Annotated in this window: 19 protein-coding genes; 8 read left to right on the forward strand and 11 right to left on the reverse strand. The window is 60.9% G+C overall.

Annotated features, from left to right (window positions below):
- The first annotated feature begins 1 nt into the window (after position 1).
- Positions 2 to 484, forward strand: coding sequence for a GreA/GreB family elongation factor (locus J3P95_RS17100; RefSeq protein ID WP_434580374.1), 483 nt, complete (start codon positions 2 to 4; stop codon positions 482 to 484).
- Positions 485 to 491: 7 nt separating this feature from the next.
- Here J3P95_RS17100 and cysB read toward each other — a convergent pair whose 3' ends face one another.
- The 4 genes from cysB to J3P95_RS17120 all read right to left on the reverse strand — a co-directional run bounded on the left by cysB (position 492) and on the right by J3P95_RS17120 (position 4,050).
- A complete protein-coding gene (cysB, locus tag J3P95_RS17105) occupies positions 492 to 1,466 on the reverse strand; it encodes an HTH-type transcriptional regulator CysB (protein ID WP_090284966.1) in 975 nt (324 codons plus the stop codon).
- Positions 1,467 to 1,571: 105 nt separating this feature from the next.
- Positions 1,572 to 2,078: a universal stress protein gene (locus tag J3P95_RS17110; RefSeq protein ID WP_434557934.1), complete on the reverse strand. Its 507-nt coding sequence runs from the start codon at positions 2,076 to 2,078 to the stop codon at positions 1,572 to 1,574.
- A 95-nt stretch (positions 2,079 to 2,173) separates the two neighbouring features.
- Positions 2,174 to 3,079, reverse strand: a complete 906-nt coding sequence (locus J3P95_RS17115) for a 5'-nucleotidase (RefSeq protein ID WP_186636895.1) — start codon at positions 3,077 to 3,079, stop codon at positions 2,174 to 2,176.
- A gap of 17 nt (positions 3,080 to 3,096) precedes the next feature.
- Positions 3,097 to 4,050, reverse strand: a complete 954-nt coding sequence (locus tag J3P95_RS17120) for a putative 2-dehydropantoate 2-reductase (RefSeq protein ID WP_434563869.1) — start codon at positions 4,048 to 4,050, stop codon at positions 3,097 to 3,099.
- Between the two features lie 218 nt (positions 4,051 to 4,268).
- On the opposite strand from J3P95_RS17120, the gene J3P95_RS17125 reads away from it, so the two are divergent.
- Entirely contained in the window at positions 4,269 to 5,345 is a 1,077-nt protein-coding gene (locus tag J3P95_RS17125; protein WP_434557935.1) for a 3-deoxy-7-phosphoheptulonate synthase, read from the forward strand.
- 85 nt (positions 5,346 to 5,430) lie between these two features.
- On the opposite strand, the gene J3P95_RS17130 is transcribed toward J3P95_RS17125, so the two are convergent.
- Entirely contained in the window at positions 5,431 to 5,712 is a 282-nt protein-coding gene (locus tag J3P95_RS17130; RefSeq protein ID WP_434557936.1) for a GNAT family N-acetyltransferase, read from the reverse strand.
- Positions 5,713 to 6,347: 635 nt separating this feature from the next.
- On the opposite strand from J3P95_RS17130, the gene oprI reads away from it, so the two are divergent.
- On the forward strand, positions 6,348 to 6,599 hold the full coding sequence (gene oprI / locus J3P95_RS17135; protein ID WP_003183784.1) for an outer membrane lipoprotei OprI: 252 nt from the start codon (positions 6,348 to 6,350) through the stop codon (positions 6,597 to 6,599).
- Positions 6,600 to 6,723: 124 nt separating this feature from the next.
- On the opposite strand, the gene J3P95_RS17140 is transcribed toward oprI, so the two are convergent.
- The 3 genes from J3P95_RS17140 to J3P95_RS17150 all read right to left on the reverse strand — a co-directional run bounded on the left by J3P95_RS17140 (position 6,724) and on the right by J3P95_RS17150 (position 8,793).
- The gene (locus J3P95_RS17140; protein WP_434557937.1) at positions 6,724 to 7,695 is read right to left on the reverse strand and encodes a L,D-transpeptidase family protein; all 972 of its coding nucleotides are present in this window, start codon (positions 7,693 to 7,695) and stop codon (positions 6,724 to 6,726) included.
- Between the two features lie 142 nt (positions 7,696 to 7,837).
- Positions 7,838 to 8,131, reverse strand: a complete 294-nt coding sequence (locus tag J3P95_RS17145) for a hypothetical protein (protein WP_047226351.1) — start codon at positions 8,129 to 8,131, stop codon at positions 7,838 to 7,840.
- 56 nt (positions 8,132 to 8,187) lie between these two features.
- The gene (locus J3P95_RS17150; RefSeq protein ID WP_434557938.1) at positions 8,188 to 8,793 is read right to left on the reverse strand and encodes an arylesterase; all 606 of its coding nucleotides are present in this window, start codon (positions 8,791 to 8,793) and stop codon (positions 8,188 to 8,190) included.
- 10 nt (positions 8,794 to 8,803) lie between these two features.
- On the opposite strand from J3P95_RS17150, the gene J3P95_RS17155 reads away from it, so the two are divergent.
- Genes J3P95_RS17155 through greB form a run of 3 tightly spaced genes read left to right on the forward strand, consistent with a single transcriptional unit; the run spans position 8,804 to position 12,523 of the window.
- Positions 8,804 to 9,487: an ABC transporter ATP-binding protein gene (locus J3P95_RS17155; protein WP_434557939.1), complete on the forward strand. Its 684-nt coding sequence runs from the start codon at positions 8,804 to 8,806 to the stop codon at positions 9,485 to 9,487.
- Positions 9,487 to 11,991, forward strand: a complete 2,505-nt coding sequence (locus J3P95_RS17160; protein WP_434580369.1) for an ABC transporter permease — start codon at positions 9,487 to 9,489, stop codon at positions 11,989 to 11,991. Before J3P95_RS17155 ends, J3P95_RS17160 begins: the two co-directional genes overlap by 1 nt.
- A 34-nt stretch (positions 11,992 to 12,025) precedes the next feature.
- On the forward strand, positions 12,026 to 12,523 hold the full coding sequence (gene greB / locus J3P95_RS17165) for a transcription elongation factor GreB (RefSeq protein ID WP_434557941.1): 498 nt from the start codon (positions 12,026 to 12,028) through the stop codon (positions 12,521 to 12,523).
- Between the two features lie 157 nt (positions 12,524 to 12,680).
- On the opposite strand, the gene J3P95_RS17170 is transcribed toward greB, so the two are convergent.
- The 3 genes from J3P95_RS17170 to J3P95_RS17180 all read right to left on the reverse strand — a co-directional run bounded on the left by J3P95_RS17170 (position 12,681) and on the right by J3P95_RS17180 (position 15,195).
- A complete protein-coding gene (locus tag J3P95_RS17170) occupies positions 12,681 to 12,989 on the reverse strand; it encodes a class I SAM-dependent methyltransferase (protein ID WP_434557942.1) in 309 nt (102 codons plus the stop codon).
- Between the two features lie 252 nt (positions 12,990 to 13,241).
- Positions 13,242 to 13,676 carry a DoxX family protein gene (locus J3P95_RS17175; protein ID WP_434580367.1) on the reverse strand — a complete coding sequence of 145 codons (435 nt, stop codon included), beginning with the start codon at positions 13,674 to 13,676 and terminating at the stop codon, positions 13,242 to 13,244.
- Between the two features lie 97 nt (positions 13,677 to 13,773).
- Positions 13,774 to 15,195: a transglycosylase SLT domain-containing protein gene (locus tag J3P95_RS17180; protein ID WP_434580365.1), complete on the reverse strand. Its 1,422-nt coding sequence runs from the start codon at positions 15,193 to 15,195 to the stop codon at positions 13,774 to 13,776.
- A 233-nt stretch (positions 15,196 to 15,428) separates the two neighbouring features.
- On the opposite strand from J3P95_RS17180, the gene J3P95_RS17185 reads away from it, so the two are divergent.
- Positions 15,429 to 16,238, forward strand: coding sequence for a TatD family hydrolase (locus J3P95_RS17185; protein WP_434580363.1), 810 nt, complete (start codon positions 15,429 to 15,431; stop codon positions 16,236 to 16,238).
- Between the two features lie 105 nt (positions 16,239 to 16,343).
- Positions 16,344 to 17,561: a methyl-accepting chemotaxis protein gene (locus tag J3P95_RS17190; protein ID WP_434580362.1), complete on the forward strand. Its 1,218-nt coding sequence runs from the start codon at positions 16,344 to 16,346 to the stop codon at positions 17,559 to 17,561.
- The last annotated feature ends 97 nt before the right edge of the window (positions 17,562 to 17,658 follow it).

Genomic DNA, 17,658 nt, shown 5'->3' on the forward strand with positions numbered 1-17,658 from the left:
CATGAACAAACAAACCGTCCACCAATTGATTCTCGACAAGCTCAAGATTGACCTCGACATCGCCGAGCGCGCCGCGCAAACCGCCTACGAAACCGCGACCCACGAAGAAAACATCGCCGAAAACAAATACGACACCCTGGGCCTCGAAGCGTCTTATCTTGCCGCAGGCCAAGCCAGGCGCGTCGAGGAGATCCGCCAGTCGCTCAGCCTCTGCCAGAATCTGGCGTTGAGGCCGTACGACGAACAACGTGGAATCGAGGTCGGCACATTGATCGGCTTGAAGGATGACGAGGGCCGCCAGCAATGGCTGTTCCTGGGACCTGACGCGGCGGGGCTGAAGGTCTCGCTGGTGGGGCAACCGATCACCGTCATCACCCCTCGCTCGCCGCTGGGGCGCAGCCTGCTGGGCAAATTCGAAGGGGATGAAGTGGAGATCGTCGTGGCGGGCGCCCGGCAACAGTTCGCTGTCACCGAGGCTATTTAGACGTTGCTCAATGCACCGGCAGCTCGACGCCGTCGAACAGCTCTTCAAGTTCCTGCTTGTTGTGGCACTGGATGGCCTTGGCCATGACTTCACGGGTCAGGTGCGGGGCGAACTTCTCGATGAAGTCGCACATGAACCCCCGCAGGAACGTGCCACGGCGGAAGCCGATCTTGGTCACGCTGGATTCGAACAATTCGCTGGCATCCAATACCACCAGGTCATTATCGAGCTTGGTGTCGACGGCCATTTTCGCCACGATGCCCACGCCCAGGCCGAGGCGCACATAGGTCTTGATGACGTCGGCGTCGGCGGCGGTAAACACCACTTTCGGCGTCAGGCCGCGATGGCTGAAAGCCTCGTCGAGCTTGGAACGACCGGTGAAACCGAATACATACGTAACGATCGGGTATTCGGCCAAGGCCTCGAGGGTCAGCTTCGGCAGTTTGGTCAACGGATGGCCGTGGGGCACGACCACGCAGCGGTTCCAGCGATAGCACGGCATCATCACCAGATCGCCGAACAACTCCAGGGCCTCGGTGGCGATGGCGAAATCCACGGTGCCGTCGGCGGCCATTTCGGCGATCTGCATCGGCGAACCCTGGTGCATGTGCAGCGCCACGTCCGGGTATTGCTTGATGAAATTGCTGATCACCGGCGGCAGGGCATAACGGGCCTGGGTATGGGTGGTCGCGATCGACAGGGTGCCTTTTTTCTCGTTGGAGAACTCCTGGGCGATCTGCTTGATGCTCTCGACCTTGCGCAGGATTTCGCCAGCCGTGGTGATGATGCGCTCACCGGCCGGGGTCACGCGGGTCAGGTGCTTGCCGCTGCGGGCGAAGACTTCGACGCCCAGTTCGTCTTCCAACAGGCGGATCTGTTTGCTGATGCCAGGTTGCGACGTGTAGAGGCTTTGGGCGGTAGCGGAAACGTTGAGGTCGTGGTGCGCCACTTCCCAGATGTAGCGCAGTTGTTGAAGCTTCATATGTATCCCTCAAAGCAGTTGGATGCGACGGGCATCAGCGACGGCATATAACTATATGAATGGTTGCATGAAGAAATCTAGAACTTTTTTATAAAAAGCCATCATTTAGCCTCGAGCCTCTCCCTGACGCCGATGCTGCACCAGCGGCACCAGGTACACCGGCACACGGGATAACTGCAAAACCCGTGCGGCGGTCCTGCCCAAAGGGGTTTCGCCGCTTGCCCCCTGACAATGGCTGCCGACGATGAGCAAATCAACGGAGAGTTTTGCCGCCTGTTCGAGAATGACCTGGGAAGGATCACCCTGGAACACCCGGACCGATTTGATCAGCTGCAAGTCTTGCTGGCCCTCCCCCAGTTCTTCTCGAAAACTGTCGAGCACCTGCTGCTCGATATTGGCCATCACCGTACTCAGACCCTGACGATGGAATTCGTTCAACGCCTGCTCGTCCAGATAGCTCTGCAACACCGACTCGGCGAACAGCCCCATCGGTTCCACCGCATGCACTACATACAACTCGGCTGCAAACGTCCGTGCCAACGCCAAGGCATGCTGCATCACATAGGGGGCATAAAGGCCCAGGTCTGTGGCGTACAGCATCGAACGAATCATGTGACCTCCTCGAGTGCCAGGATGGCGGAGATTGATTCAGCTTAGCAGCGCCCCGAGGAGTTCGACGTGCGACGTAACGCCCGAACAGCAGGCAGTCAAAGCTTCACTTCGTTACTGATGCCATGGGGCACATGCCCAGTGGCGACCACTTCCCGGGCCAGTTCGCAATGACCGGTCTGGTCGTCGAAAAACACGTCGGCAGCAAAGGCTTCGAGGAACGCGGATTTGGTCAGCCCCCCGAGGAACAGCGACTCATCCAGGCGAATATCCCACTCACGCAAGGTCCGGATCACCCGTTCGTGGGCCGGTGCCGAACGGGCGGTAACCAGCGCCGTGCGGATCGGGCAGGCGTCTTCGGGAAATTCGCGCTGCAACGCGTTGAGCGCCGCCAGGAACCCCTTGAACGGTCCACCTCGCAGCGGTTCGCGCGCAGCCTGCCGTTCACTGGCCTGGAATGCCTCCAGGCCGCCAGCCTGATAGACGCGTTCCGACTCATCGGAAAACAGCACCGCATCGCCGTCGAAGGCGATGCGCAGTTCCTCGCTGGCGGCACGGCTGGCACCGCCCGACAGGATGGTCGCCGCCGCGAATCCTGCCTCGAGGGCGCTGCGCACGTCTTCGGCGTGAGTGGACAGGAACAGGTCGCAGCCGAACGCCTTCAGATAAGGGTAAGGGCTGCGACCGCCGACGAATGCTGCGCGAGAAATTGCCAGGCCATAGTGATGAATCGAATTGAACACACGCAGGCCAGTGTCGGCGCTGTTGCGCGAAACCAGGATGACTTCGACCCGGGCACGCCCGAGGTGCTGGTTGAGGTTCAGCAATTTCTGCACCAGGGCGAACGCGTCGCCAGGTGCCAGGACTTCGTCTTCATGCTCGATCTGGTATTGCCGATAGGCCTCGACGCCACTCGCCAGATAGACCTTGTGGCTTTCGCTCAAGTCGAACAAGGCCCGCGAGGAGATTGCCAGCACCAGCTTGTCATCAATGTTATTGGCCATGTTTCCCTCTTTCGCCATCAGCGGTTGTGGCGATCCAAAAACGCCAGCGCCTGATACAAGGCTTCGATTTTCGGCAGTTCGCATCCTGCCGCCTTGGCCGCAGCCAATGGCCGGCCATGGATCGCATCGAACTCCAGCGGTCGCTTGTGGGAATAGTCGTGATACATGCTCGGCCAGTAGTCGGGCATCTTCTCGGTCATGGTGAACAGGTATTCGGCGTAACCCGGCGCAATAGGATGACCACAGGCCTGCGCACCGCGTACCACCTCCTCCATCAGCGCCTGGATCAGCCCGCGGCTGTGGTCGTCAGCCATCAACGGCGTGGTGCTGGCGCCCAGCAGCACCGAAAGACCGTTGTACGGTACGTTCCACACCAACTTCTGCCAACGGGCCTGTTGCAGGTTGGGCATGGCTTGGGAGTCGATACCGGCGGTACGGAACAGCTCCGCGCCCTCTTCGACAATAGCCATGCGTTCGGCCTGATCCCGGCCAGGACCGCTGTGGTAACCGATATTGACCGCGCCAAGGGCCTGGTGGGCGACGACGCCTGGGCCGACGCGATGCACGCAGACCAGGCACAGGCCGCCCAACAAATGCAGTGAATCGGGCAATAGCGGTCGCAGTTCGTCCTCGACATCGAGGCCGTTCTGCAGCAACAGGACTTTTGCCCCGGCAGCGGCAGCCTCAATGATGGCCGGGGCCAGGTCGGCATTGCTGGTGGTCTTGGCACCGACCAGCAGCCAGTCGCAAGGCGGCATATCGGCTGCCGAGCGATACGCCTGGACCGGATTGAGGGTCAGCGCCCCATGAACTTCACTGGCGACCTGCAAGCCGCGTTCGGCCACGGCGGCAAACTCGCTGCGCAATAAAAAGTGCACGTCGTAACCGGCCCGCGCCAGCATGACGCCATAGAACCCGCCAATCGCCCCGGTGCCGATCATGCCGATCCTGGTTGTAGCGCCTGCCTGCATCATGCAAATCCCCCGTTGAACAATCCCTGCGCATCATTACACAAGACCTGACGCCCGTGGCCAGGGAGCTTGCCTGCCGCAATTAAACCGGCCCCTGCCCATTGTCGAGCCACCTCCTAACGCGCTAAGGTTCGGCTCCCCGACGCGCTTAAATCCGCTGTGCACCGCCGCGCGGGGAATCGCTGGCGGCCGGCACCCGTGACCTGACGAGTAACACGATGGCTGATTTACCGATCAATGACCTTAACGTCGCCTCCAACGAGACCCTCATCACGCCTGACCAGCTCAAGCGCGATATCCCCCTGAGCGACACTGCCCTGCGCACCGTGACCAAGGGCCGGGAAGTCATCCGCAACATTCTCGACGGCACCGACCACCGCCTGTTCGTCGTCATCGGGCCCTGTTCGATCCATGACATCAAGGCTGCCCACGAATATGCCGAGCGCCTGAAAGTGCTCGCGGCGGAAGTTTCCGACACCTTGTACCTGGTGATGCGCGTGTATTTCGAGAAGCCTCGGACTACCGTCGGCTGGAAAGGCCTGATCAACGACCCGTACCTGGACGACTCCTTCAAGATCCAAGACGGCCTGCACATTGGTCGCCAGCTGCTGCTGGACCTGGCGGAAATGGGCTTGCCCACCGCGACCGAGGCCCTCGACCCGATCTCGCCGCAATATTTGCAGGACCTGATCAGTTGGTCCGCCATTGGCGCGCGCACCACCGAATCCCAGACCCACCGCGAAATGGCCTCCGGCCTGTCGTCGGCCGTAGGCTTCAAGAACGGCACCGACGGCGGCCTCACCGTCGCCATCAACGCCTTGCAGTCGGTTTCCAGCCCGCATCGTTTCCTGGGCATCAACCAGGAAGGCGGCGTATCGATCGTGACGACCAAGGGCAACGCCTACGGCCACGTGGTGCTGCGCGGCGGGAACGGCAAGCCGAACTATGACTCGGTCAGCGTCGCGCTGTGCGAACAGGCCCTGAACAAGGCGAAGATCAAGCCGAACATCATGGTCGATTGCAGCCACGCCAACTCCAACAAGGATCCGGCGCTGCAACCGCTGGTCATGGAGAACGTCGCCAACCAGATCCTGGAAGGCAACCAGTCGATCATCGGCTTGATGGTCGAAAGTCATCTGAACTGGGGCTGCCAGGCAATCCCGAAGGACCTCGCCGACTTGCAGTATGGCGTCTCCATCACCGATGCCTGCATCGACTGGAGCGCGACCGAGAAGACCTTGCGCGGCATGCACGCCAAGCTAAAGGACGTGCTGCCAAAGCGTCAGCGCAGCTGATCGGCCTGCTTCGCCTATAAAAAGTCAACGCAATAAAAAACGCCGGGCTTCGCAGTCCGGCGTTTTTTATTGAAATCTTCATGCGTCAGAGTTTCGCCGCGTGCCGCTGGTGACGCTCCATGTAGCGCTCCACATACGAGCAGGACGGGATCACGGTGTAGCCCATTTCTTCAGCGTAGTGGAGCGCCGCCTCGGTCAACTTCGCGGCAATGCCCCTGCCACGCAGCGCGTTGGGCACGAACGTGCGATAGATGTCCAGGGTCTGCTTGCCCAGGTCCATGTAGGTCAGATAGGCACGATGACCGTCCACATTGGTCTCGAACTGATGACCAGCCTGGTCATGGTGGATGGAAACCGCCTCGCTCATCACTACTCCTCGCGGGTCTGAATGCTGACCCTACCTTACCGATGTTTTTCCGGCGAAGGAACATCTACGCCACCCCGTGCCTGTCTGGTCACCGAGCGCAAAAAAACCAATCGCTCAAACCCGAGCACGTCGTGAATAGTAGGCACCAATGACGCAAATGCTCAAGGCACGCCTGTCACTGAAGGGATAAACCCGACGGGTTTATCGATTGAGCGTCACTTTCACGCGGTAGTCGGTCACGGCGCAATAGCTGAACATCGCCAGTTGTTGAGTCTTGAGACGAGCGCCGGTTGTTAAAGTCACCGTCTGCAGCAATAAAAGATACCTTGGACGGCTGTGCAAAAAATGAGCAAAAGTCTAGGCGAATCAATAAGCAGCGACTTTAGTGTGCTCGGGTGAGTTAGCGCGTCAACGGAACTTTTCTTCAACCACGCGCTCCATTCCGACGGTGGCGGCTGTGTGTTTTTTAAACAGCACTCAGAAAAGTTGCCTGAAAAAGAATCACCGCCTACAATTTTTTTGCTTCTTGCGCTACGTCAGTTTACTTACTACAAGTAATGAGTAGTATGTACGCCGGCTAACTCCTCACTCTGGGGAGACAGTCACTAAATAGAAAGTCCTTGAAGGGGAACACGATGAACAACGTTCTGAAATTCTCTGCTCTGGCCTTGGCCGCAGTTCTGGCTACCGGTTGCAGCAGCGCATCGAAAGAAACCGAAGCACGTCTGACTGCTACCGAAGACGCAGCAGCTCGCTCCCAAGCTCGTGCAGACGAAGCTTACCGTAAAGCTGATGAAGCTCTGGCTGCTGCTCAAAAAGCACAACAGACTGCTGACGAAGCTAACGAGCGTGCTCTGCGCATGCTGGAAAAAGCTAGCCGCAAGTAATAGTCCTTCGGGATTGTTATCGAGCCGACCCATCACTGGGTCGGCTTTTTTATTGCCCGGCGTTTTACAGGCGATAAAAAACCCGCCGACCTCGTGAGACGTCGGCGGGTTGCTTTCGGACAGGCTATTGCGTGAGGTCAATCGGCGCGCTGGAGACCATCGGGGCCGACGTGTTGGGAACAGCGACCTCCACCGGCAAGCCGTCTTCGGCAGCCACTACGTCACGCACCACGTCCCAGTTCATGCGCAGGTTGCTGGTGATGTCTTCACGCTTGAGCATCGCATTGATGACCGCCGTGTGCTTGTCCACCACGGACGGGTTGCCCTTGTCGTCCAGCGGCGTATGCGCTTCCAGATACACCTTGCCGCCGCTCAGGCCCAACTTGTACGGGTCGTTGATGATTCGTACCGACGTACCCACCGGCACCATGCCGGCCATCTCCAGCACGTTGTTATTGAACATCCGGAAGCAGCCGTGGCTGGTGCGCATGCCAATGCCGAACTTCTTGTTCGAACCGTGGATCAGGTAACCCGGCGTCCCCAGGGTGAACTTGAACGGGCCCAGCGGGTTATCGGGACCGGCCGGCACGACATTGGGCAACGGGTCGCCATCGGCGGCATGCTCGGCCTTGATCGACGCCGGAGGAGTCCAGGTCGGGTTCGGCGTCTTGGCGATGATGCTGGTGTGGGCAATGGGCGAGCCCCAACCTTCACGACCGATCCCCAATGGGAAGGTGTAGACGACGTTCCGCCCCTTGGGGAAATAGTAGAGGCGGTATTCGGCGAGGTTGATCACGATGCCTTCGCGCGGGCCCGGCGGCAGGATGAAACGGGTCGGCAAGACAATTTCAGTGCCAGCGCCCGGCAACCACGGATCGACCCCGGGGTTGGCGGCGACCATCTCGGTGTAGCCCAGGTCGTAGGTGGTGCCCAGGTCCGCGAAGGTGTCTTCGTATTTGGCCTTGATGACTTGCACCTGTCCGACAATGTCTTCACCCGGTGGTGGCAGGGGCAACTCCAATGCGGCAACGGGCCCAGCCATACACAGGGCGGCAAGAGACAGGCAGCGGGCGACGGCAGGCAAGCGCGGCAACATCCGGGAAATCCTTCGCAGATCGAACAGAGGGGTCAAGCGGCGATTGTACACTGCCGTCGGTTAGTTCGGGGAGAGCGGCGCTGAGGCGTCCGATGCGCAGCAGGTCTGGGAACTGAAATGAAATCCTATGGAAGCGAGCGGGTTACAACTCGAACCGCAGCTCCGGCCAGATCGGCGAAGTGCCACGCTTCTGTGATTCGAGGATCGCCCGGCACAACGAACAGAGGCGATGGTCCTGGAATATCTTGCGATCGACCGCCGACCAGCGTGGCTGGGCCGGCAAAAGACTGCCGCAAAGGGTCCGGTCGGCCGAGCCGCCAAGTTCCAACTGCCGGGTCACCAGATGAACCCGCACTTCCTGGCAGGCGAACAGGTCCAACTGCTCGTCAGGCTCGATCAGTTGGTAGGCAAACAGGGACCAGGCGGGACGCGGCATCGGGGGCTCCAAATCGGGGGCGCCACATTAGCCGAAACACCGCCTGTAGAAAAGCGTCAAAGCAGCGGTTTCAGCGCCGGCCAGACATTTTCCAGCAACTTGCCCTGGGCCGCGACGGACGGGTGCAATCCGTCGCCTTGCATCATCCCGGGTACGCCGCCGACGTCCTTGAGGAAAAACGGCACCAGGGGCACGTTCTTCTCTTCGGCCAAGGTGCTGTAGACCCGCGCGAAGGCATCGGTGTAGCGCCGCCCATAGTTGGGAGGCAACTGCATGCCCAGCAAAAGCACCTTGGCACCGCTGGCACGGGAGCTGTCGATCATCGCTGCAAGGTTTTGTTGCAATTGTGTTGGCGGCTGTCCGCGCAAGCCATCGTTGCCCCCCAGCTCCAGGATCACCAGGTCCGGCTTATGGGCTGCAAGCAGCGTCGGCAGGCGCGCCAGGCCTCCCGCACTGGTGTCGCCACTGATAGACGCATTAACCACTTTATCGTCGAAACCCTCGGCCTTGAGCCGTTGGTCAAGCAACGACACCCAGCCTTGGCGGGTATCCAGGCCGAAAGCCGCGCTGATACTATCGCCAACGATCAGGACAGTACCCGCCGCTGCGTTCTGGACCATGCACATCAAGGCCAGGCCGGCACTCAAAAACCACACACGCATCGGATTCTCCATGGGCTCAAGCATTCTCACCGCGACGGACCTTAGCAAAGTGGTACCCAGCGCGGAAGGTGAACTGACCATCCTGCACGAACTCAGCCTGGAACTGAACCAGGGCGACAGCCTGGCCATCGTCGGCGCGTCCGGTTCCGGCAAATCCACGCTCCTTGGCCTGTTGGCCGGCCTCGACCTGCCCAGCAGCGGTGAAGTGATACTTGCCGGCCAGGCCCTCAGCGCACTGGACGAGGACCAGCGAGCCCGGATCCGCGCTGAACATGTCGGTTTTGTCTTCCAGTCGTTCCAATTGCTCGACAGCCTCAATGCACTGGAAAACGTCATGCTCCCGCTGGAGCTGGACGGTCGCAAGGACGCCCGGGAACGCGCCACGCAACTGTTGCAACGAGTCGGACTCGGGCAGCGGCTGACCCACTCGCCACGCCAGCTCTCCGGCGGCGAACAACAGCGCGTTGCCATCGCCCGCGCCTTTGCCGCCGAACCCGACGTGCTGTTTGCCGACGAACCGACCGGCAATCTCGACAGCCACACCGGCGAACGCATCAGCGACCTTCTGTTCGAGCTGAACAAGGAACGCGGCACGACGCTGGTGCTGGTGACCCACGACGAACGCCTGGCCCATCGCTGCCGGCGCCTGATCCGACTTGAAGCCGGCCAGATGGTCGCGCCCCTGGAGCCTTGATGGCACGCTTGCCCCTGTTGCGTCTGTTCAGTCTTGCCGTCCGCCAGTTGCTGCGCGATGCCCGCGCCGGCGAGCTGCGCGTGCTGTTCTTCGCCCTGTTGGTGGCGGTCGCGGCGAGCACCGCAATCGGTTACTTCGGCGCCCGGCTCAACGGCGCGATGATGATGCGCGCTACCGAATTCCTGGGCGCCGACCTGCTGCTCGAAGGCAGTTCCCCTGCCCGCCCGGAACAGATCCGCAGCGGCATTGAGCTGGGCCTGGAACACGCCCGCGTGGTGGAGTTCTCCAGCGTTATCGCTACCGACAACGGCATCCAGCTGTCCAGCGTCAAGGCGGCCGATGACATCTATCCCCTGCGTGGCGAGCTGAAAAGCGCCCCGGCGCCCTTCGGCCAGGAAGAAACCGGCGGGCGCCCCGCTCCGGGAGAGGCCTGGGTCGAAGCTCGACTGCTGACGGCGTTGGAGCTGAAGATCGGCGACAGCATCGATGTCGGCAACCAGACGCTTCGCCTGAGCCGGGTGCTGACTTATGAACCGGATCGCGCCGGCAACTTCTACAGCCTGACCCCCCGCGTGCTGATCAACCTCAAGGACCTGGATGCCACGGGCGTGGTGCAACCCGGCAGCCGCGTCAGCTATCGCGACCTGTGGCGAGGCCCGGCGCCGGCACTGCAGACCTATCGCGACCTGATCAAGCCTGGCCTTGAGCCCAACCAGCGCCTGCAGGATGCCCGCGACGGCAACCGCCAAATCGGCGGCGCCTTGGGCAAGGCCGAGCGCTACCTGAACATGGCCAGCCTGGTAGCCGTGTTGCTGTCCGGTGTAGCCGTCGCCCTCTCCGCCAACCGTTTCGCCACGCGGCGCTTCGACGCCAGTGCGCTGCTGCGCTGCCTTGGCCTGTCGCGCCGCGAAACCATGGTGCTGTTCAGCCTGCAACTGACCGTGCTGGGCCTGCTAGCCAGTATCAGCGGCGCGCTGCTCGGCTGGATCGCGCAGTTGGGGCTGTTCGCCTTGCTGCATGACCTGTTGCCCACCACCGTGCCGCCGGGCGGCCTGTTGCCGGCGGTCGCCGGGATCGGCACCGGGCTGGTGGCATTGGCGGGTTTCGCCTTGCCACCGCTGGCCGCACTGGGTCGGGTACCGCCGTTGCGGGTGCTGCGCCGGGACATGCTGCCGATCCCCTCGAGTACCTGGGTCGTCTACGGTGCCGCATTGGGTGCGCTCGGGCTGATCATGTGGCGCTTGAGCCTGGACCTGGTGCTGACGTTCGCCCTGCTCGGCGGCGGCGTGATTGCGGCGCTGGTGCTTGGCGGGCTGCTGCTATTGCTGCTGCAAAGCCTGCGCCGGATGTTGGCTCGCGCCTCGTTGCCCTGGCGGCTGGGATTGGGCCAGTTGCTGCGTCATCCCTTGGCGGCGGCTGGCCAGGCCCTGGCGTTCGGCCTGATCCTTTTGTCGATGGCACTGATCGCGCTGCTGCGCGGCGAATTGCTGGATACCTGGCAGAACCAGCTGCCAAAAAACGCCCCGAATTACTTCGCCTTGAACATCCTGCCCAATGACAAGCAGGCGTTCAGCGACAAGTTGATGCAATTGTCGGCGCAGTCAGCTCCACTGTACCCCGTGGTACCGGGACGGCTCATCAGCATCAATGGCGAGCCGGCCAAGGAATTCGTCACCAAGGACTCGGCCGGCGACCGCGCATTGCAGCGTGACCTGAGCCTGACCTGGGCGGCGGACCTGCCCGCGGGCAACGTCGTCACGGCTGGGAGCTGGTGGCCTCAGCAGCCGCCGGACGATATTCCAGGGGTCTCGGTGGAAGGCAAGGTCGCCGACAATCTCAAGATCAAGCTGGGCGACCGCCTGGTGTTCAGTGTCGGTGGCCTGAATCGGGAAGCGAAGGTCACCAGCCTGCGGGAGATCAACTGGGACAACTTCCAGCCAAACTTCTTCATGATCTTCCAGCCGGGAACGTTGAAGGACCTGCCCGCCACTTACCTCACCAGTTTTTACCTGGCAGCCGGCCACGACCAGCAGATTGTCGACCTGTCCCGGGCCTTCCCGGCCGTGACAATCCTGCAGGTTGAAGCTCTGCTCGAACAACTGCGCAGCATCCTCGCCCAAGTAACGCTGGCGGTGGAATATGTATTGCTGTTCGTACTGGCGGCGGGAATGGCCGTGCTGTTCTCGGGCTTGCAGGCCACGCTCGACGAGAGGATTCGCCAAGGCGCGCTGCTACGTGCCCTGGGCGCCGAGCGGAAGTTGCTGATCAAGGCCCGGCGCATCGAATTCGGCCTGCTCGGGGCGGTCAGCGGTTTGCTCGCGGCACTGGGGTCGGAACTGGTGAGCCTCGTGCTTTACCGGTATGCCTTCGATCTGCCCTGGCATCCGCATCCGTGGCTGTTGATCCTGCCTCTGGTAGGGGCATTGCTGATTGGTGCTGCAGGCGTGTTCGGGACCCGCCGAGCGCTCAACGCCAGCCCCCTGACAGTGTTACGCGAGGGTTGATAGACTGGCGGCTTTGCCCTGACAAGAAGTTGCCATGAGCCGCTACCGCCCTCCCCGCACCGCCGGCACCGCGCTGATTACTCCCGAAGGGGAAGCGCGGATGCGCGCTGAACTGCATGAGCTATGGCATGTACGCCGCCCCCAGGTGACCCAGTCGGTCAGTGAAGCGGCGGCCCAAGGCGATCGTTCGGAAAATGCCGAATACACCTATGGCAAGAAAATGCTTCGAGAAATCGACAGCCGCGTGCGCTTTCTCACCAAGCGCCTCGAAGCGCTCAAGATTGTCAGTGAAAGGCCCAGCGACCCAAACAAAGTCTATTTTGGTGCCTGGGTGACCGTGGAAGATGTGGAAGGCAAAGAATCGCGCTATCGCATCGTCGGGCCCGATGAGTTGGATCTGAAACTGGGCCTGATCAGTATCGATTCACCGCTGGCGCGGGCATTGATTGGAAAAGCGCTAGATGCAGAAGTCAAGGTTCATACCCCTGCCGGAGAGCAGCTAATATATATAACTTGCATCGAGTACTTATGAGCACTGCACGCTCACCCAACAATGAAACAACGCGGCACAATACAACCCGCTTTTGCATTTGACATCAATTCGTTCATGCAAGAAACGACGCGAAGCGACATCGTGCTCAATTGCATGCACGCCAACCAGTTCAGGGCGGCAGCCAAGGCTAACGACGCTAGCGGCGGGTAATCAGCCCTTGCCTGGCTACGCGGGTCAGTTGCCGGATCATTTCGGGGGCATCCGCCTTCCCTGGCGACTGGATAACCGCCAGGTCGAAACTGTCATTGGCAAAACGCGCCAGCGATTCACCGTCTTCGACAAACTGGATCAGGAAGGCCGCGGGTCCATGACTGCGCCGCGGCCAGCCGTCCAGATAACGCAACAGCGTCGGCTGATGGCTACCGCCCAGGAGAATTTTCGGATTGCGTTGGACAAGGTTCGCCGTGATTGGCGCAAGACGTACGAGGGGGCTGGGTGCGTTCATTGTGTCGTGTCTCTGCCTCAAAAGTCTGCATGGCAGGTGAGAGGCAACACCGAACCAGCGCTTTAGCGGTATTTCGAAGCCTGGATTACCGGCTTCTGACGGCAACTGAAATGAGTCGCCTGGCGCCCCGCAAGTAGCTGTTTAAATCGGCGCATGAGCAGCATCCTAGAGAAGCTGACTGGCCAGTGTCAAGAATTGGCCTCCATCAAAAAGGCCCGTACAAGACGGGCCTTCGATGATTCAAGCAGGTAATCAGTGGGCGATGGCGTTATCGACGGACAGCTTGCCCGCACCCTCGATCAGCACCGCGATGCTACCGGCCAGCAAAGCCAAGGCAAACTCATAACCGTTGTTGGCCATGAACAACCCATTGCCGATGTGCACGGAGAAAATCGCCACCAGCGACAGAATCGCCAGACCCAGTGCCGCCGGACGCGTCAGCAGGCCGATGATCAGTGCAAGTCCGGCAAAGAATTCGGTGCCGCCGGCCAGTGTCGCCATCAGATACCCCGGCGTCAGGCCGATGCTTTCCATCCACTGTGCCGTACCCGCCAAGCCATAGCCACCAAACAGGCCGAACAGTTTCTGCGAACCGTGGGCGGCAAAAATGATCCCGACAACGATGCGCAGGATCGTCAGGCCGTAGCCAGCGCGGGAAAAGAAAACTTTGTTGACGAAGGTGCTCATGGTGCATTCCTTGGTAAGGTGGGGTTGGACGCCATATTAATCAAATAATCCAATTTGAAAAGCGTGAATATTCCGCCATAACAATCGGTTTATTTGATTATTTGCGCACGACCACCGCTTGGCCCTGGGGCTCCAGCGATTCCCGCTCGCGATCAAACGCCAGATAGTACTTGTTCACGCTATTAACGTAGCTGACCGCGCCCATTCCCACCTGCTCCATGGCGATGCGTTCGACCTGGAAAAACCACTGGTTGGGGTTCAAGCCCCGTCGCCGGGCCTCGGCGCGCATACCCTGGACCCGCTCGGGCCCCATGTTGTAGGCAGCCAGGACAAACGCCATGCGTTCGCGCTCGTTGAGCTTGGGGCTGGCGAAAAACTTGCGGCGGATCATCGCCAGGTACTTGGCGCCGGCCTGCACATTGGCGTCGAGGTTATGGATATCATTGACCCCGACCCGCTGCGCCGCGGACGGCGTGATCTGCATCAGGCCCGTCGGGCCGCTGCCGCTGCGCGCATTGGGTTGCAGGGCCGATTCCTTGAACGCCAGCGCCGCCAGGTTGAGCCAGTCCATGCCCTGGGCCTGGGCATGCTTTTGCAGCACCGGGCGGAGTTTCTCCAGGCGCTGGCGATTGGCCCGGGCCAGCGGATAGTGAACTTGATACAAGCGGCGGTAGATACGCAGGAACGCGGCATCCGGGTTGGACGGGGCCTTATAGTCGGCAAGGAATCGATCGATACTCGCCCGCAGCATCGCGGCGTCGCGGTGTACGAACCAATACTCGTCGCTTGGCTCGCCAATCAGCAATTGCCGGTCGAAACGCAGCTTGGGAAGAATCTTGCCCCAGCGTTCGGCGATGGGCTGCTCGACGATGGTCAGGTGAAAGATTCCGCCCTGGACCATCTCCAACACATCCTCGACCGCCAGGGTTGGATCGACCCACTCGATCTTGACGGGCTGCAGCTTGAGCAGCGCCAGCTTCTGGTTGATCTGGCTGACGGCGTCGCCCGCCGCGCTGCCGTTGGGCAAGGCCAATGTCTTGCCGGACAATTGTTCCACGCGCGTGTAGCGCTTCTCGCCCTTGATACCCACCAACAGCAAGGGCACATCGGTGCGGATCGGATCACTGGCGCTCACCGCATGGCCAGGTTGCGGCTCAAGCAACTCGCCTGGCGCCACCAGGTCCCCTTCCCCACGCTGCAAGGCGCCAAGCAGCTGATCCTTGGCCTTGGGAATGATCTTGAGGGTGATTTCCTGGCCATCCCGGGCATGCCCGTTGAGGTATTGTTCGAAAGCCCGCAATCGATGATATTCGACGCCGATGGGTTGGCCCTGGACTTCACCGGAACTGTTGCGGCTCTGGTTGACCAATACTTTCAAGACCCGACTGCTGCGGATTTGCGCCAGGTCGCGCACCGTGCCCGGCGCCACCACCTGCACCGGGCCGGGCAGCCGCGCCTCGGCCGGCATCGGCAACAGCAACGAACCACACAGCAAAAGCAACACCTGGGGACGTGTCATCCACTCTCCGAATGGGTATTGCCGAGCCATCCTGTGGAAACCGAGGCTGGACCGGACAAAACAGAGCACCTTGGGCGCTGAAAAGTGCGAAAGACTGGCACAACGATGGCAACGACACCACCCCAACCTGTCTCGTGGCCTCAACAGACAGCCGCAACTCATTGTAGTTCTTGGCTTTTCTTATAAATCTACAGCTCTGATATGCTGGGCGGCCTTTGGGCCGAGGTAGCACCATGCAACTCATCGATATCGGCGTCAACCTGACCAACCCCAGTTTCGCCGACAAACACCAGGCGGTGCTCGAGCGCGCCTATGAAGCCGGGATCTGCCAACTGGTATTGACCGGCACCAGCATCGAGGGCAGCGAACAGGCCCTTGAACTCTGCCAGCAGCTTGACGAGGACGGCAATCGACTATTTTCCACGGCCGGCATTCATCCCCACAGCGCAAGCGATTGGACGGCCGACAGCGCCAGGCATTTGAAAGACCTGCTCAAGCAAAATCGTGTCCGCGCGGTGGGTGAATGCGGGTTGGATTTCAATCGCGATTTCTCCCCGCGCCCGCAGCAGGAAAAAGTCCTGGAAGAACACCTTGCCCTCGCGGTGGAGTTGCAATTGCCGGTCTTTCTCCACGAGCGCGACGCCGATCAACGCTTGCTGGAGATACTCCGGGATTTTCGTGACCAGTTGCCTGCCGCCGTGGTGCATTGCTTTACCGGTGAGAAGAAAGCGCTGTTCAGCTATCTCGATCTGGACTTGCATATCGGGATCACCGGCTGGATCTGTGACGAACGCCGAGGCACGCACCTGCACCCATTGGTGCGAGAAATCCGCCGAGGCCGGCTCATGCTCGAAAGCGACGCGCCCTACCTGTTGCCGCGCACGCTACGGCCCAAACCCAAGCACGGTCGCAACGAGCCAGCCTACCTGACGGAAGTCTTGCGTGAAGTGGCCCTGCACCGGGGCGAAACCCAGGAAGACCTGGCGGCCCACAGCACAGCATGCGCCCGGGCGTTTTTCGGCTTGCCCGTCCTTAGCGAATAAACCGAATCCCTTGTCCGTTGACCCACATCAAAACCCCGGCACCTGGATAGCTGCACAATACTGGCACCTTGCCAATGCTGTTTCCGCTATCAGAGAAAACCTTCCATGGGTGCCTGGCTTAGCAATATCTCGCTGAAGTATAAATTCTGGGCGGTCAATGCGGTCGCCTTTGTCACCACGTTGCTGTTAGTGCTCTATGCCATGCACCTTGAACAGCAGGTCCGAGGCGTGAGCCTGGGCCAAGTGTTCGGCGAACGCTTCAGTCAATATGCAGTGGCGGTGTTTGTGCTGATGCTGGCGATGCTCGGTGCGTCGCAATTACTCATCCGCTTTCTGCTCAGTCAGCTCAACACCTTGAAAGACGTGATGCTGCATGTGGAAAGGACCGGCGACCTGTCCGCCCGCGTGCCTTTGGCCTGCCGGGACGAAGTGGGCCAGATGGCCGCCGCGTTCAACGCCATGCAGGCCGGGTATCAGCGCGTGGTCGACACCGTTGCCAGCACCGCTCGGCAACTGGACAGCGGCGCGGCGCGCCTGGCGTCGAGCATGAACGAAGTGCGCCAAGGCATGCTTGGTCAGCAGAGCGAGACCGACCAGGCCGCCACTGCGATCAACGAGATGTCCGCCACGGTTTATCACATCGCCCAGCACGCCGGCGCCACCCGCGACCTGTCGAAAACCACCGACACGCTGGCCGGCAACGGGCGCGAAGTCGTCAGCCGCGTACAGCAGTCAATCACCGGATTGTCCACCGGCGTGCAGCAGACCGCCGAGATGATCCAGCGGCTGGCCGAAGACAGCCAGAAGATCAACAGTGTGGTCAACGTGATCCACAGCATCGCCGAGCAAACCAACCTGCTGGCCCTCAATGCCGCCATCGAAGCGGCGCGGGCCGGGGAAATGGGCCGGGGCTTTGCCGTGGTGGCCGATGAGGTCCGCAACCTGGCCAAGCGGGTCCAAGCCTCGACCGATGAAATCACCACGATGGTGTCGGCGTTGCAGGCAGGAACCCGCGACGCGGTGGATTTCATGCAAGAGAGTTCGCTCAAGGCCGACGATTGCGTGCAACAGGCGTGTGAAGCCGGCGACGCGTTGGCGCAGATCACCGAGGCGGTGGCGCAGATGCGCGAGAGCAACACGCAGATTGCCGTCGCAGCCGAGCAGCAAAGCCATGTCGCCGAAGAAATGAACCGAGTGGTGGTGAGTATTCGCGACGTGACCGAAAACACCGTGCGCCAGACCGTGGACTCGGCCACCACCAGCCATGAACTGGCGACGCTGGCGGGGGCGTTGAACAAGGCGATTGGGCAGTTGAAGCTTTAGCTATTGGCGACTCGGTTTGCTTTCCGTGGCGAGGGAGCTTGCTCCCGCTGGGCTGCGCAGCAGCCCCTCTGAAGCCCTCTCCATCCGCCTGATAAAC

Source organism: Pseudomonas sp. Z5-35, from assembly GCF_051131945.1.
In the GTDB taxonomy this organism is placed as follows: domain Bacteria; phylum Pseudomonadota; class Gammaproteobacteria; order Pseudomonadales; family Pseudomonadaceae; genus Aquipseudomonas; species Aquipseudomonas marvdashtae.

Excerpts from the sequence above, each read along its gene's own strand:
- cysB (WP_090284966.1), bottom strand. The coding sequence starts at position 1,466 with ATGAAGCTTCAACAACTGCGCTACATCTGGGAAGTGGCGCACCACGAC.
- J3P95_RS17180 (WP_434580365.1), bottom strand. The coding sequence starts at position 15,195 with ATGACACGTCCCCAGGTGTTGCTTTTGCTGTGTGGTTCGTTGCTGTTG.
- greB (WP_434557941.1), top strand. The coding sequence starts at position 12,026 with ATGAGCCGCTACCGCCCTCCCCGCACCGCCGGCACCGCGCTGATTACT.
- J3P95_RS17140 (WP_434557937.1), bottom strand. The coding sequence starts at position 7,695 with ATGTTGCCGCGCTTGCCTGCCGTCGCCCGCTGCCTGTCTCTTGCCGCC.
- J3P95_RS17150 (WP_434557938.1), bottom strand. The coding sequence starts at position 8,793 with ATGCGTGTGTGGTTTTTGAGTGCCGGCCTGGCCTTGATGTGCATGGTC.
- J3P95_RS17170 (WP_434557942.1), bottom strand. The coding sequence starts at position 12,989 with ATGAACGCACCCAGCCCCCTCGTACGTCTTGCGCCAATCACGGCGAAC.
- J3P95_RS17190 (WP_434580362.1), top strand. The coding sequence starts at position 16,344 with ATGGGTGCCTGGCTTAGCAATATCTCGCTGAAGTATAAATTCTGGGCG.
- J3P95_RS17100 (WP_434580374.1), top strand. The coding sequence starts at position 2 with ATGAACAAACAAACCGTCCACCAATTGATTCTCGACAAGCTCAAGATT.
- J3P95_RS17155 (WP_434557939.1), top strand. The coding sequence starts at position 8,804 with ATGGGCTCAAGCATTCTCACCGCGACGGACCTTAGCAAAGTGGTACCC.
- J3P95_RS17175 (WP_434580367.1), bottom strand. The coding sequence starts at position 13,676 with ATGAGCACCTTCGTCAACAAAGTTTTCTTTTCCCGCGCTGGCTACGGC.
- J3P95_RS17160 (WP_434580369.1), top strand. The coding sequence starts at position 9,487 with ATGGCACGCTTGCCCCTGTTGCGTCTGTTCAGTCTTGCCGTCCGCCAG.
- J3P95_RS17185 (WP_434580363.1), top strand. The coding sequence starts at position 15,429 with ATGCAACTCATCGATATCGGCGTCAACCTGACCAACCCCAGTTTCGCC.
- J3P95_RS17125 (WP_434557935.1), top strand. The coding sequence starts at position 4,269 with ATGGCTGATTTACCGATCAATGACCTTAACGTCGCCTCCAACGAGACC.
- J3P95_RS17120 (WP_434563869.1), bottom strand. The coding sequence starts at position 4,050 with ATGCAGGCAGGCGCTACAACCAGGATCGGCATGATCGGCACCGGGGCG.
- J3P95_RS17130 (WP_434557936.1), bottom strand. The coding sequence starts at position 5,712 with ATGAGCGAGGCGGTTTCCATCCACCATGACCAGGCTGGTCATCAGTTC.
- J3P95_RS17145 (WP_047226351.1), bottom strand. The coding sequence starts at position 8,131 with ATGCCGCGTCCCGCCTGGTCCCTGTTTGCCTACCAACTGATCGAGCCT.
- oprI (WP_003183784.1), top strand. The coding sequence starts at position 6,348 with ATGAACAACGTTCTGAAATTCTCTGCTCTGGCCTTGGCCGCAGTTCTG.
- J3P95_RS17115 (WP_186636895.1), bottom strand. The coding sequence starts at position 3,079 with ATGGCCAATAACATTGATGACAAGCTGGTGCTGGCAATCTCCTCGCGG.
- J3P95_RS17110 (WP_434557934.1), bottom strand. The coding sequence starts at position 2,078 with ATGATTCGTTCGATGCTGTACGCCACAGACCTGGGCCTTTATGCCCCC.